The sequence below is a fragment of the Paenibacillus sp. J22FR83 genome (assembly GCF_059691955.1).
The window spans coordinates 44572-58924 of sequence record NZ_JCAUAM010000028.1 but is presented as its reverse complement, the minus strand read 5'-3'; the positions used below and the strand labels follow the sequence as shown (position 1 = coordinate 58924).

Annotated in this window: 11 protein-coding genes; 1 reads left to right on the top strand and 10 read right to left on the bottom strand. The window is 44.6% G+C overall.

Annotated features, from left to right (window positions below; all coding sequences use genetic code 11):
* Positions 1 to 109: 109 nt before the first annotated feature.
* On the top strand, positions 110 to 1474 hold the full coding sequence (locus AC58PV_RS32570) for a YecA family protein (RefSeq protein WP_497437145.1): 1365 nt from the start codon (positions 110 to 112) through the stop codon (positions 1472 to 1474).
* Positions 1475 to 2070: 596 nt separating this feature from the next.
* On the opposite strand, the gene AC58PV_RS32565 is transcribed toward AC58PV_RS32570, so the two are convergent.
* From AC58PV_RS32565 to AC58PV_RS32520, 10 genes are all read right to left on the bottom strand, one after another.
* Positions 2071 to 2325, bottom strand: coding sequence for a pepsin/retropepsin-like aspartic protease family protein (locus tag AC58PV_RS32565; RefSeq protein WP_497437168.1), 255 nt, complete (start codon positions 2323 to 2325; stop codon positions 2071 to 2073).
* A 120-nt stretch (positions 2326 to 2445) separates the two neighbouring features.
* The gene (locus tag AC58PV_RS32560; protein WP_497437143.1) at positions 2446 to 2703 is read right to left on the bottom strand and encodes a hypothetical protein; all 258 of its coding nucleotides are present in this window, start codon (positions 2701 to 2703) and stop codon (positions 2446 to 2448) included.
* 337 nt (positions 2704 to 3040) lie between these two features.
* Entirely contained in the window at positions 3041 to 6343 is a 3303-nt protein-coding gene (locus AC58PV_RS32555) for an S-layer homology domain-containing protein (protein WP_497437142.1), read from the bottom strand.
* 69 nt (positions 6344 to 6412) lie between these two features.
* On the bottom strand, positions 6413 to 6688 hold the full coding sequence (locus AC58PV_RS32550) for a response regulator transcription factor (RefSeq protein WP_497437140.1): 276 nt from the start codon (positions 6686 to 6688) through the stop codon (positions 6413 to 6415).
* Positions 6689 to 6884: 196 nt separating this feature from the next.
* Positions 6885 to 10061: a helix-turn-helix transcriptional regulator gene (locus AC58PV_RS32545; protein ID WP_497437139.1), complete on the bottom strand. Its 3177-nt coding sequence runs from the start codon at positions 10059 to 10061 to the stop codon at positions 6885 to 6887.
* Positions 9971 to 11263, bottom strand: a complete 1293-nt coding sequence (locus AC58PV_RS32540) for an ATP-binding protein (protein WP_497437137.1) — start codon at positions 11261 to 11263, stop codon at positions 9971 to 9973. Before AC58PV_RS32540 ends, AC58PV_RS32545 begins: the two co-directional genes overlap by 91 nt.
* A 320-nt stretch (positions 11264 to 11583) precedes the next feature.
* Positions 11584 to 12330 (bottom strand): hypothetical protein, encoded by a 747-nt coding sequence (locus AC58PV_RS32535; RefSeq protein ID WP_497437136.1) that lies wholly within the window; start codon positions 12328 to 12330, stop codon positions 11584 to 11586.
* Positions 12331 to 12363: 33 nt separating this feature from the next.
* A complete protein-coding gene (locus AC58PV_RS32530; RefSeq protein ID WP_497437135.1) occupies positions 12364 to 12528 on the bottom strand; it encodes a hypothetical protein in 165 nt (54 codons plus the stop codon).
* 50 nt (positions 12529 to 12578) lie between these two features.
* Complete coding sequence (locus AC58PV_RS32525; protein ID WP_497437134.1) at positions 12579 to 13355, bottom strand: RNA ligase family protein; 777 nt, start codon at positions 13353 to 13355, stop codon at positions 12579 to 12581.
* Between the two features lie 501 nt (positions 13356 to 13856).
* Complete coding sequence (locus tag AC58PV_RS32520; RefSeq protein ID WP_497437132.1) at positions 13857 to 14105, bottom strand: hypothetical protein; 249 nt, start codon at positions 14103 to 14105, stop codon at positions 13857 to 13859.
* Positions 14106 to 14353: the final 248 nt, after the last annotated feature.

Below are 14353 nucleotides of genomic sequence, written 5' to 3'. Positions count from 1 at the left end.
ATCCTCTCAAGGGTATACAAAGATACTTCTCGTCATACAACCATGAATTGTCTTACCGAGTCAAAACCTGATAAAATATATGAAAAGCAACTCTTATTGGAGGTCTATCATGTCAGGTCTTGCTAAAGTCGGCAGAAACGACTCTTGCCCTTGCGGCAGTGGCGCGAAGTACAAGAAGTGCTGCTTACAGAAAGATGAAGCCAACAATGTCATACGATTAGGCAGCCAATCCTTTTTTACAGAAGAAAAAGAGATGGAAGAATTTGAAGAAGTCATACCTCAATCGTATGAAGAGCGGGTTGAGTTTATTGAACTCCAAGTGTGGGCATCTGAGCAGTATCGCACAATTGCACTGCAACTGAACGATCATCTACGGGAACGCTATGAACCGCTCGAAATCATAACAATTATCACCCTGTGGATGACCTATTCAAGGGATTACTCGCCCATTATCAATAAGGCAGATGTTATTTTCGCTACCATGGAGTATGTAATGGGTATCCTTACTGGGAACCCAAGCATTACACAGACTTCCGTGGCCAAGCAGTACGGCGTTTCATCCACCAGCGTGTCCAATCGATTCAGGGATATGACGCCTAGCCTTGATCAACTCTTGGATCTTATGCTCTTAGACGAAGAGGATGAAGAAGATGAGGAAGATGAGGAAGACGATGATGCCTTCGAGAATGTGCACCATTTCGCTAGACATGAGTTGGAATCGCAGATGCGCCTTTTTCGATCTGATTTTGTTAAGGCCAGTCCTGCTCAGCAATTGATTGACCAGGCGAGGCAAACGACCTCAACCAAGATGAAGAAAAAACTGGCCGAACAAGCGCTTGCTCTGGACCCGCTTCAACCGGATGCCTACAATCTAATTGCGGAGGAGCTAGAGGATATCGCCGAAGCCGCTAAATTGTACAAGCGGGGGATCGACGCAGGACGCAAGCAGCTGGGTACTGCATTTTTTTCTGAGAATAAAGGATACTTCTGGGGGTTGCTGGAGACGCGGCCGTTTATGAGAGCCATGCACGGCTATGGGGAGATTTGTTTATTCTATTTACACCAATACAAGGAAGGCGTTCATATTTTTGAGGAGATGCTTGACCTGTGTCCAAACGACAATATGGGCATCAGATATTTACTGGTAACGGGCTACATTCTGCTGAAACAGTACCCGAAAGCACTTGCCTTAATCGATCATTATGACGAAAGTTGTGCGAACTTCAACTATAACCGATTACTCATTTCGTACCTACAGCATGGCATCAATCCGTCAATGAAATCTCTCTTCAAGCAAGCCAATGCGCAGAATCCACACGTAGTACCCTTCATCCTTGGGTTAAAAAAATTACCAATGCACCCACCAGCAACGATCGGGTCCGGGGATGAAACCGAGGCGATGGATTATATCATGTATCATCAACCTCTATACACCGCATCACCTAAATTAGTGAAATGGATGAGCAGGAACTAAACCCTCCTGCTTCATACACAGAAATTCAAGTTTCATCACTTCATTGCTGCTGAATAACTTCCACTGTAGTAGGTTTAAGTTGGACTTGGCCCGGTTGTGGCGGTTTTAGGGAACCCTTCCGAAGCGCCACTCTTCTACTAACTTTGGAGAGATCTTATCTATTTTTAAAACAGCCTATCCTAAATGATGGTCTGTTATAGCAGAACAACTTTAGTTCGGATACTTGTTAATCGACAAGGACGATCTCTCGATCGTTCGCTTCAACCGTAATGATTTTGGCCACATCGATATGCCCTCGTCCTATGAAGGCAGATTTCAGCAACTGTTAAAATTATCTCTTGGCCTTTCTCAGTCCATTAAAATACAAATAGTTCCGCGTTCAGTCGGACACTAGCCTGTTAATGCATATCCCTAACTTCACGCTACAGTCTGCGCCGGACCGAACCCTAGAGGCGTTCGCCTCCCCAGTCTCACCCATACAAAGGGAAAAGCACCCTCATTGGGTGCTTTCATCTTTGTATAGAAGTGAGCCATGGCTTGGTAAATCCACAATTCACCGCCACGTGATGGTTAGTTTATTTAGGAGGTGGCGTAACTTAATCTTTGGCCAGTACGGTCAGTTCCTTTGAATCAATCACCAATCCAGATAAACGTATGAAATCAAACCCCAGTATCCCGTCTATCTCCATTCCGTAATTCATATCTCCGATTTCTACTTCGAACGATGATAACGAAACCTCTCCCGCCTTCACAAATTCGAAATGCTTGGAATACACGACTTCTACTCCACCCACGCCTCTAATCTTGTTCAAAAAATCACCCAGTTCTATCATAACCCCAACAGAATCCACTGCATCCGCACTGAAAATAGTTCCTGCCGAGCCCGTATCGAGCAATACATTTTTTTAATTCTTCACCGCGGTAACAAATTGTTACTTCTATAAAGGGTAATCCATGCTTTACATCTATGTTCATCTGGGTCCCCGTACCCCCGCCCATTTCTCCCTAAGCTCCAGTTTTTCGCGGGATGTGTGAAAGAAGCCGTATTCCCGGTAAGGCTGCGCCCGATGCAATTCACAATACCGTTTCATGGCAACAGTGGAGTCATCAAAGCGATCAATGACAGCCACCTCATCAACAAGCCAGCATCCTTCCTCCGAGCGGGATTTTAATGCCTCACAAACAATCCATTCATTTGGAAACTGTTCACGAACTTCTTCCCATCTCATCCTTTCCACCTCCGAATCAATTTACCTTTATAATATCATAAAAGCCTAACCGGAAAATGATGTGGTTAAGCTTGGTAATTATGATGAACCCCTGTCCAGCTTTAACTATTATGGTTTTGTATGGACCAGGGTTCTAGCATGTGATCTATGTTAAAATACAATTTCTTCCATAAATTCACCCTCCTCTACGCTCCGGTCCGCGCAGACTGAACCCTTGAGGGAATCTCCTCCCCAGTCTCACCCATATAAAGATGAAAGCACCCCCATTGGGTGCTTTCATCTTTATATGGAGGTGAGCTGTGGATGGGTAAACTCACAATTCACTGCCAAGGTTCTTTTACTTCCCCTTCTGTGCCAACATTTTCAGTAAAACCGTAACAGCTTCTGCTCTTGTCGTTTTACCGCCTGGAGCAAATTCGTTCGCACCCTTGCCTTCGATGATGCCCAGCTTCTTCATAGCCTCAACTGCGCCTTTCGCCCAGTCCGGAATGGCCTTGTTATCCGAGAAACTTGTTTCCACGGCTGCTACATTAGATTGGCCCAAGGCACTTGCAATCATCGCCGCCATCTCAGCGCGTGTAATCTGTGCATCTGGACGGAATGTTCCGTCCTCATAGCCTGTAATAATTCCCGCTTGCACGGCTTGCGCCACCGCCTTCTGCGCCCATTCGCCGATCTTCGTATTATCGGTGAAAGTAAGCGCCGCTCCTTCTCCTTGCGGCTTCAACGCATTCATCAGCATAACCGCAAATTCTGCGCGCGTCACGGATTGCTCTGGCATGAACGTGCCGTCCGAATACCCGCTGACGATTCCGCTGCTTATCGCTTGCTTGATATTAATCTCAGCCCAGTGTCCGGAAATATCGTTAAAGTTAATCGTTAGTTTTGTGTCTGGTGTAGGCACCTTTGCCCCTTCACCTACAGTGAATACGGCATATTTCGTAAGGTGATTGACGTCCACGGAGATGTGATTTCCGTTGATCTTACCGCCGGGAACTTCTACCCATACTTTCTTCAATTCGTCAAAATAGAATACAGCTACGGTTTGGTTGCCGCTCAATTTTGCCTTATCAAATGCAAAAGTTAGTGTGATCGGTTTACTGAAGTTCTCCGAGAAGTTTTTTAGAATCTCGAAGATTGGGCTGGCTAGCACACCTTTATCATTTAAAAGATTTTGAGTGCCCACTAATTTTTCTATCGTGATCTTCAGTTCTTTATCTGTCGCATTAGCTGGAATCGAAACTGTGACCTCTTGTTGCAAACTGACTTCACCTGATCTACCTGCGGATAATGTTAGTTTACCATCTGTGGAGGAAGTATTATTAGTTGGCGTTGATGAGCCACCACCGATACCACCACCGCTAGATGGCATTGTGCTTACTTGATTAGAAGCCGCACTATCTCCTCCAGCGTTGACCGCCTTCACGACAAAATAATACGATGTGCCGTTAGTCAAGCCTGTCACCGTGCTGCTGTATACCGAGCTAGTCACACTATAGCTATAAACGGAGCCGCTCACTGCGGTGACTTCGTTGCCATAGATTCCCGAGGTCACGCTTTGGAATACTTTGTAGCCTGTCGAACCGTTTACTGGATTCCAAGTAAGCGTTATTTGCCCATTGCCTGCAACAGGCGAGTGCAATACCGGAGCTCCAGGTATCGGAACTTGCGGCGTTACACTCGCTGCGCTGGAGTCAGCACTAGTTCCGGCAGCGTTCGTCGCGGCCACTGTAAACGTATAGGTAGTTCCATTCGTTAACCCTGTGATCGTGATCGGACTTGTAGCTCCGGTAGCCGTGAAGCCTCCCGGATTAGCGGTTACCGTGTAGCCGGTAATCGCGAAACCACCGTCATTAGCAGGAGGCGTAAAGCTTATGGTGGCTTGTCCATCGCCTGCCGCAGCAGCTACTCCGGTTGGAGCTTCGGGTGAGAACGATATATGTTCCACGCCCAAAGTTCCCCCCGCATACAGCGTGCCGTTTACGTAGAGCAAAGAATTCAAATTGCCCGGAGAGCCTGCCGACTTCGTCCACGTCGTACCGTCGTATGACCATACGTCTTCGCTTCCGCTATCCATCGTACCTGCATATAGCGTGCCGTTTACATTGACCAAGGAGTTCACGTCGTTCGGCGAGTCTTCCATCTGCGTCCATGTCGTACCGTCGTATAACCATACACCGTCACTCGTACCCGCATATAACGTGCCAGCTACATTGGCAATGGCATTCACATCCTCACTCGGCTGCGAGCCTTCCGTCTCGCTCCATGTACCGTTGTATGACCATACGGTATCGCTCGAACCCGCATATAGTGTGCCGTTTACATTGACCAAGGACTTTACTTCATACGGTGAGTCGTCCATCTGCGCCCACGTCGTACCGTCGTATGACCATACAGCGCCCCTCGTACCCGCATATAGCATGCCGTTTACGTCGAGCAAGGAATACGCACGACCCGGCGATCCTGCCATCTGCGTCCACGTCGTACCGTCGTATGACCATACGCCTTCGCTACGACCACCCGTCGCGGCATACAGCTTGTTATTTAAATTAGCGATGGCATTCACACTGCCCGGCGAGTTTGGCATCTGCGTCCACTCCGTGCCGCCGTATGACCATACGTCAGTGGAAGCTGTCGCCGCATACAGGATCCCGTTTACATTGGCCAAGGACTTTATATTACTTGGCAAGATACTACTCCAGGTGCCGTTTCTGTATGAACGTACGCCGTTGTAATCTGCTGTATACAAGGTCCCGTTTACATTGACCAACGCACGCACGCTACCCGGCGAGCCTGCCATCTTCGTCCACGTCGTACCATCATATGACCATACATCATAGCTACCGGTCGACATTAGCGCATACAGGGTTCCGTTTACATTGCTCAATCTTTTGTAGCCCGTCGGCGCGTCTGCCATCTGCGTCCAATTCGCGCCGTCATATGACCATAAGCTGTTGCCATTATCATTATTCACCACATACAGCTTGTTGTTTACACTGACCCACATTTGTGGATAGAGCGGCGCACCTGTCGTCGGCGTCGACGACCACACCATGTTATCATATACCCACCATACGTAACCCACAGGGTAAGGGCCATACACCACCACATACAGCTTACCGTCTACATTGGTCAAAGACTTCACATTGCCCGACTTGATTTGCACCCACGTCGACGTCGCACCGTCGAATTGATACACGCCTTCCTCCGTCCCCGCATGCAGGATGCCGTTTACATTGACCAAGGAACTCACACTGCCCAGCAAGCCCACTAACTGTGTCCAGTTCTCGCCGTCGTATGACCATACGGCGTCGCTGTAACTACTCGTCACTGCGTACAGCGTGCCGTCTACATTGGCCACGAAATTTATAGAATAAGGAAAGTCTCGCATCATTGCCCACGTCGTCCCGTCGTATGACCATACGCTGGTATACGTTGCCGCATACAAAGTACCATTTACATTGGCCAAGGAACTCACATCTAACGGTCGCAATGGTGATGATGTCCAGGTTGGCGAAGCTGCATGGGCCACGTTACCTGTACCCATGAAAGGGATGATCATCATAGCGAGTAGAAATACCAAGAATACACTTTTGGATCTGCCTGACCACAACCTAAGTCCGGATTTAAATGAATTCATAACCATTTACACCTCTAAATTTATTAGTTTGATTACAATGGGCGATACAGCAATTCCGTCTGCCTTTACCTAATCTAATAACTTGCATGCTCTTGCCCATGCAATGGCTTGCGTACGCCTTTTACTCCCCAGCTTTTTATACAAATGAACGAGATGGCTTTTTACCGTTGCTTCCGCGAGTCCGAAGTGATTGGCAATTTCCATATTCGATAACCCGTCCGCAAGCAGATGCAAAATTTCCGTTTCACGGTTCGTCAAGGATACGGCCAATGGTGGATCTTTAGCGTAGGAAATAATCTCCGCATGAACTCGCGTTTCGCCAGAAAGCATACCTTGAGCATCCATAAGTTCTTCTCCTTCCTTTGTGACAATACGTATGGCGATTCGGATCAAATCTTCCCTACACTGGGACTCAGCATAGCTCGTCAATACGAAAAAAGAGTCAAACTAAAGTTGTAATTCAGAAAAAAAAGTCGAAAAAGCCCACAATCTGGCGCCTCTCGGCGCCTATTGTGGGCTTTTCGTACATCTTCTATATCAATTAATCTATGAATTGCAGTTCTCTTGCCTTTGCAATCGCCTGCCCACGCCGTTTCACGTCGAGCTTACCGTATAAACGGAAAACATGGCTTTTGACCGTAGCTTCCGTTATCCCAAAACGATAGGCGATTTCCTTATTGGATAAACCGTCTGACAATGCGTACAAAATTTCCATTTCACGGCTCGTCAGCGGATCAACAAGCGCCTGTGAAGCTTTTGCCGATACATCCATAAGACTACGGCTTGAATCACTTGACACACTAATTTGCTTGCGGGAATCATGGAGGGATTTCAGATAAACCATTCGAGTTATCATGAGATCCAGCACTTCCAGTCTTTCCTCCGTAAAAACACCAGGGATCAAGTTATTCTCCAAATAAAGGACAGACGGCTGCAATTTCTCCGGAAAAAGAATAGGCATACACAGAATCGAATACGGCTGGTAACGACGGATGTAAGCATCTACCGCATAAGAGCTGCAGGAAGCATTAGCAAGCACGACGGGGTCGCCGCTGTTAACAACATATCGAACGATAGCTTCTGCATAGGAAGGAACTTCTGGGGTATCCTCATTCCTTCCTGTTTGCGCTTCAATTGTGAAACCTTCCTCCTTGCTGTACAGTACATATCCCTTCTCTGCACCCGAATAACGAAGCGCCGATTCGAGGAAGTGATGTATCACATCCTCGTTATCCGCTATGCTCGACCAGCTCGAAATTTGCCGAATGAGCTCCTTTTCATCACCAGTGAAGGGAGGCATGTCCCGTATAAATTCACGTTGTCCTGTTTCTTCAGCGACTGTCATCCTGTTATGTTGCCCTTGGGCCATTACTAACAGCAGCTCAGGGTATGTCTCTCTCAGCTTGCTTGCTTTGGCAGCAGCCCCCCATTTCCAATAAGCAGCACAGGCATCCGTCATGAGCGTATCCGCCACCGTAGTCATGCCCGCTTCTCTGAAGTAAATGGAAGCCCGTTCGCAGGCGATCGCTTCCATCATCCCGTATCCCTCGCTTCGCGCTGCCCGAATCGCATCTTCGAAACCTTGCATGGCAGCCGCCCGGTTGCCGCAGATTCGCTGCCATTCGGCCGTGATGAGCAGATAAGCGGAAGACCCGTGTCCGTAAAAACCAGTATCGCGTGCCATAGAGCGTAATTGTTGATTAAGCAAACGTCGAATGCTTTTACACTCTTCAGGCGATGCCACGGCATGCAGAGCAGCCCGCGTTAAGGACTTATAGACCTCTTGTTTGCCGATTTGCAGCGGAGCTTGCTGATAAGAGCAGTTGCTGCCTAGCTCCGCCCATTTCAGGGCTTCACGGTACTCTCCGTTTAGATAGGCGATTTCGATTCTGCAGGTACAGGTATAGAAAGCCTGGTTGTTCTGTGTTTGGTTTCGTGGATTACCCTCCACATGAACTGAAATCTCGTCCATTTTACTTGCTGATCCAGCCAGTTCCTTTATATATTGCCTCGCGATATGAAATAATTGTAACGTATCTTTATCCAAAAGCAGCTGTGAAACTTCTTCATAATAAGAAATACGTTCAGACAACGTGTGTAAATCACCAATATGCGTGGTAATATGCGTATGCATTGCATGACCGACGAAAGTCATTTCACCAGTTTCCAGTCCATAGCGTATAGATTCCTCAAAATGCTCCACTGCCTGTATCGGATTACGGTACTGCTTAACGAGACCCATATACAAGTGAAGATGGCATTGTAAAGATCCGCCTTCAAAAGGAGCCGAAAGAAGATAAGCCGTCTCGGTATAAAAAGTCTCCGTAGGGCGGAACCCGACATTGTTACCTGGAAAAAAGTCTTGGGGGTTTTTAACAAAAATGCTGCCGTATATGCAAAGAACCACCGTAAAAGCTTCATTATTTCCATGCTTCAAACCATAGCGAACAAACCTTGAAAGCAGTACCGCATACAGTTCCAAACTTATGCTAAATACCGAAGCCGATATCGCCATGACCAGATCCGACAAAGCTTTATAACGGGCATCACGACTGGGCGGTAAGTGCGGCAACTCCTTACGCATTCTATACAGGGCGATTCGTGTCATAACGACTTCATTCACGATGACCGCTTTGGAGGGCTTCATTGGCAGCTTCCACCCGAATTCCGCCAGAGCCTGCCGTCCGATATCTACGGCAATCCCATTTCTTTTTAAATAAGCATTCATAGCGATTCGAATCATGTAAATGCGGGAACGCTGGACCAAGTCGGCGGTAAGGGTCATCAACTGATCTAACAGTTCTTCCGCGCGATCTATTCGCCCGCACATATACTCGCATTCAGGCAGCTCCAGCATGATCCGATAGGCAAGAGATTCCGTTCCAAGCTCATCGCCCGTGGCAAGACGCAAGCCTGTTTCTAGAAAATGCTGCGCTGCCGCAAACGCCGTGGATGCTTTTGACTTCAATCCAGCCTGAAGATTATAGGCAGCCAGCTCTCTTTTTTCCATCCCATCTGTCATCTCATGGTGTCCCAGATTCAAGTGATAAACTAAATCAAATAGCGATTCATCCCTCTGGTCGAAGCCTTGACTACGCATCGCGCGTCCGATCTTCAGATGTAGAACTGCTTGTTCCTGTTTGGGGATAGCTTGATAGGCGGCCTGCTGAACACGGTCATGTAAAAAAGCATAATAACCATTCCCCACATCCCCCTGGTCAACAGTGTCATTCTCCCGACAAATTAAAGCTTCTTCCTCGGCTAACGCTAAAAGTTTACGTGTATAGGGCAACGTGTAGCCACTTACTAGAGCAATCGTCGCAAGGCGGAATCGGTGCCCGATGGCTGCCGCAATCGTCAACAGTTGAATCGTTTCCTTCGGCAGCATACGAATACGACTCCCAATTAATTGGAGGATGTCCGGATCTTCTGGTATTTGTGCAACTATATCTAGTTCCCATGTCCAAGCGGCTTGTTCCTTATCGAAATACAGCCTTTTTTCGCGATACAGACTATCCAGAAGACGGTGTAAGTAAAGCGGATTGCCGCCTGTTCTATGGTAAATAGACTCCGCAAGCAATCGGATACGGGCCGTATTTTCGTTCAGAATTTGCGAGACAAATTGCCTCACATCGATATAAGACAAAGGCTCGAGCGCAATATACTGCACCTGTAGGGGGGGTCTGCCTTGTGCAGGGATAGCTCCTGTTCGATCCATTGAGGAGCCGCAACTAGGGTCTCTTCACTTTCCCGGAACGCGCCTATTACTAACAAACCATGTAAGTTTCGGTCATGTGAAACCGCCCGGAGGACATCCAGCGTAGCTGGGTCAGCCCATTGGAGATCATCCAAAAATATTACGAGGGGATCGTCCTTGCTGACAAAACATTTTATGAAAATAGGCAATAGTCGTTGAAAACGAATCGCTGCTTCGGCAGGAGATATGGGTTCCACCGCAGGAAAGTCCCCGAGAAGCGCTGCAGCTTCCGGTAGAAGCTGTGCAATAACGCCTGCTCCCGTGCTTAAAGATTCCGCTAATCGGACCTTTAGCTTTGCTACATTTTCGGGCGATGCACTCCAGATTTGCCGAATCAATCTTCGAAGGGCTTGAAGGATCGGTTCAAAAGGAATATCCCGATTCATGAGATCACATTTGCCTGTAATGAACCGACCGCCAACTCTTATAACCGATGGCTGAAGCTCTCGGATAAATGCGGTTTTACCGCTGCCTGCCTTGCCGCTAACGAACACGAACGCCGAAACGCTGGTACGCGTCTGTTCGAAAGCTTCGCGCAGCTTTTCTGCTTCTGTTTCACGGCCGAAGAGAGCACGCGGAAGCCGAAATTGACTAGCCGCATCTGCACGTGCAATCTCGAAGGGGACGATCTCTCCCTTTTGCTCCAAAGACAGAGCGCAATATTTTAAATCGGAAAATAAGCCATACGCACTCTGATAGCGCTCCTCAGGCGATTTTGACAACAGCTTCTCAATGATATCTTCCAATGGACCTGCCATCTCTGGACGCAGCTCGCTTAGCGGATTGGGTACCACTGCAAGATGGGCATGTACCCACTCTTCCTTACTCTGTGCTTGAAAAGGCAACCGCCCTGCCAGCATCTCGTAAAATATCATTCCTAACGCATACAAATCGCTGCGCTCATCAGGCGCACGATTCATCCTACCTGCTTGTTCGGGAGATAGATACGCGTAATCTAGCTCGCGACTTTCTGCTAGTACAGCTAGATTCATATCCTCCTGAATTCGGACACAGGATGGATTCAAATTGCCAATGATCCTATTGCCCTGATGAACCTGTTGAACCAACTTCACCAGAGCTATAGCTATATGTAAAAATGAAGGAACTTCCATTGGAGTTAACTTCAAAATCTCCTCTAGTTTGAAACCATCTGTACGTGACATGTTATCCGATCCTCCATTTGAAGCTCCGAATTTAATACTCTTCTAAATAATTGTGTGCCGTTTCTTATTCTAGCATTATTTAATGTGACTCACATTACGTTTCCAGTATAAAAAGGGTAAGCTTCGCTTACCCCAAAACATATAAATTCCTATATGTAAACAAAAGACACCCCGAAGGGTGTCTCATGTATTTTTATGGAGGTGAGCCGTGACTGAGTAAATCCACAGTTCGTCGTGGCTTATATGTCACAGCAATCTAAGTTGTCTCCATCAGGATTCATAAATAATACCTTCAAAATTGGAACATCACTCTTTTCTAATTAATTTGTAATTACTTGTTTGTTCCTTATAAATCTCTTCAACTTTTCTTTGCTTTTGGGATCATCTAGCCAGGAGATAGGTATTTCAAATCGGTATGAGAACCCAATCTTAAATGACGGATATTTTTTTTTATATACACGGATATTGTAAACCCACATTAGTATAAAATTCATTAATAAGTTCATCACAGAATTCAATCTATAGACAACGATGCCACTCTGGCTCATTCTACCTATAAACTTTTTTACGTGGTGGGACTCGCCAATAATATACTGTACATCACTATATCGGTTATTAGATTTAATTTCCTCGTAAGCAGTTAAAATACTTTCAGCTGCCTCAGAAATGAAGTATTGCCCTTTTTTACTTCGGAGTTCTCTTAACTTAAACAGTTCTTTTAATCCAATCTTATTATCCAAATGTATATTCAAAACATTTGCTATCTTCCATCTCAGAATAGTCGTTTCATAATGAGCGTACCCAAGATCAGTCAAATTTATCTTTGCTTTAACTACTCTGATCCTTCTAACTTTTATATAAACAAATAGCACAAACAAGCAAATAAACAGCACTGCTTCAGATAAAATTGAATAGTAGAAAGTATAAAATATAGTAACAGTCGTTGCATTGTAACAAATAACCAAACTAAGTCCAACTACAATTAGTAATATAAACATTATTTCCGTTAATAACTGTGACAAATACAGCGAAGGTCTTATATGGAATAACTTCATTATTTTCAACATAACTGCAGAAATATCTCCTCATAAAAATTGATGTTATTCAATAATTTCTAAAATAATATTCTGTAATTGGTCTTCTGATATAGTGTTTTTTCTTTCTGCGTATCTAATTCCGAATTTGTTAGTATAACTATCAACCACGTAAATATCATTTCTATCTGCGTAATCCCAGATCATCTTTGTGCCAATTGGATACTTCATATTAATCTCCCCTTAATGCCGCTGATATTGTATACGATAATTTATTAGACTTATTTTCTAAAGGTTCTTTCATAGTCTTCAAAACGAATTTTCCTAATAAGTTTACGATCAGAAGTACGAACGATTATCCCTTCGGATTTTCCACTTGCATCTATTCCTACTTTTGTGTTTTCAAATGTCTTTAATAATGAAAAAGTACTTTCTAAAGAGGTTGGAAATTCAGCGCCTTTGATTGTGTCCAGTAATGGAGCAAACTCTAAGTCCATAGATTCTATAAACCGCTTCTTTTCACTTTCATCATAGAAGGGTTGGTTACCATGGTCTCGCCACTCAGCAATCTTTTCTTGTGGCAATCCTAGAAGTCTTTCTAATTCACTTCTATCCAATGAAAAAACATCAAAAACTCGATAACCTTGTGTCTTGTTTTCTGTATAGTTTTTAGCAGCCTTAGTTTTGCCTCCATAGGATTCCTGATATATTACAGTCAGTGCCCAATCACTTTTAGTGAAAATATCGCCAATAATTTTTTCAGCTAGAGGCATAAGGAATTCTGCAATGTTGCCATAAGGGTTTCCAATTCTGTCACCTTTTGCATACAACAACTCTTCTCTAGAGCCGATCAAATAATCAACTTCTTCATAGTTATTTTTAAAAAGAATAAGTCTGGAGTTTTCACCATCAACTTTCTCGTAAACAAAACCATCATCCGAATCTGAGAAACCCTTACTCTCTGTTAACTCATCATTTAATTTACCGCGCTCACCCAATTGATGGTATGTAAGTATACTTGGGTACTTTGTTAAAGAGTTAATTTTCTTCAAATCCATCTTGTATTCAACCCCTTATAAAATTATATTTCTGACCCCAATGAATAAAATTGCTCTTTTGACTATTATTCACATTGAATGTTATGAACAAAGCTAATGCTAATAATCCCAACAAGCAGAAACCGAAAATTATAGCTAAAATCGAAACTATTGGTATGTACCATGGAAACCTAACCCTTACAACTCCCGATACCCCAAAAACAATTCCGCTTACAGACCAAGTTATCCAATACACATCTGCCCATAGTTCTTCAAACCTACTAAGCGAAACGTAAGGTACATGTAAAAGAAAGTAATCTGATAGAGAAATGACAATATACTTAGTATTGAAATAACATAAAATGAACGCTTACTTAGATTTTTTAAATTAATAGTAATCCTTAACCTTATTCCCATAACAATAACAATAACTGCAAGTATTCCTAATAAGCCAAAAATAAAAAACATGCTAGTCATTGCCAACAAAACTTCCCCTTAGTTCATAAAATCGTGCCCTCGTTTTTAATCTTGAACATTTTCCTTTGAAACTAGTATTAGTTCCTCTATTGTCAATTTGTAAGCATTCCCCTCTGTGTCAGTAAGAGTTTTACCTGATAAGTCTACCCACACTTCCTCCCAAACGTCGCCATCGTCATCAATGGTTTCAGGGTAAAATCTATAGCTCCTAACTTCATAACGCCCATCAGACCTTAAATAAATAACCGCTCTATACTGTTTATTTGACGAGAGCAATTCAGCGATTTGCTTCACGTTACACACCCCAGTTTCTTCAATGGAACATTAAAATCATTCTTTGATTTAATAACTCATCATAACCTCCTTATTATAATACCCACTTACAAAATAAGGATATTGACAGAACTCTTTTTCTTAAAGATATTATAATACTGATAACGCCAAAAAAAGCCAAGAGGCTTTTAGAATCTAAAGCTTATCATATCGTTAATTACAAAGGTAACGATTCTACTCATGACATATATACAACTGCTTGCTAAGCG

What these genes read in the sequence shown, in the direction of transcription:
- AC58PV_RS32555 (WP_497437142.1), bottom strand. Translation starts at nt 6,343, where the DNA reads ATGAATTCATTTAAATCCGGACTTAGGTTGTGGTCAGGCAGATCCAAA.
- AC58PV_RS32535 (WP_497437136.1), bottom strand. Translation starts at nt 12,330, where the DNA reads ATGTTGAAAATAATGAAGTTATTCCATATAAGACCTTCGCTGTATTTG.
- AC58PV_RS32560 (WP_497437143.1), bottom strand. Translation starts at nt 2,703, where the DNA reads ATGAGATGGGAAGAAGTTCGTGAACAGTTTCCAAATGAATGGATTGTT.
- AC58PV_RS32570 (WP_497437145.1), top strand. Translation starts at nt 110, where the DNA reads ATGTCAGGTCTTGCTAAAGTCGGCAGAAACGACTCTTGCCCTTGCGGC.
- AC58PV_RS32540 (WP_497437137.1), bottom strand. Translation starts at nt 11,263, where the DNA reads ATGTCACGTACAGATGGTTTCAAACTAGAGGAGATTTTGAAGTTAACT.
- AC58PV_RS32530 (WP_497437135.1), bottom strand. Translation starts at nt 12,528, where the DNA reads ATGAAGTATCCAATTGGCACAAAGATGATCTGGGATTACGCAGATAGA.
- AC58PV_RS32545 (WP_497437139.1), bottom strand. Translation starts at nt 10,061, where the DNA reads ATGGATCGAACAGGAGCTATCCCTGCACAAGGCAGACCCCCCCTACAG.
- AC58PV_RS32525 (WP_497437134.1), bottom strand. Translation starts at nt 13,355, where the DNA reads ATGGATTTGAAGAAAATTAACTCTTTAACAAAGTACCCAAGTATACTT.
- AC58PV_RS32550 (WP_497437140.1), bottom strand. Translation starts at nt 6,688, where the DNA reads ATGGATGCTCAAGGTATGCTTTCTGGCGAAACGCGAGTTCATGCGGAG.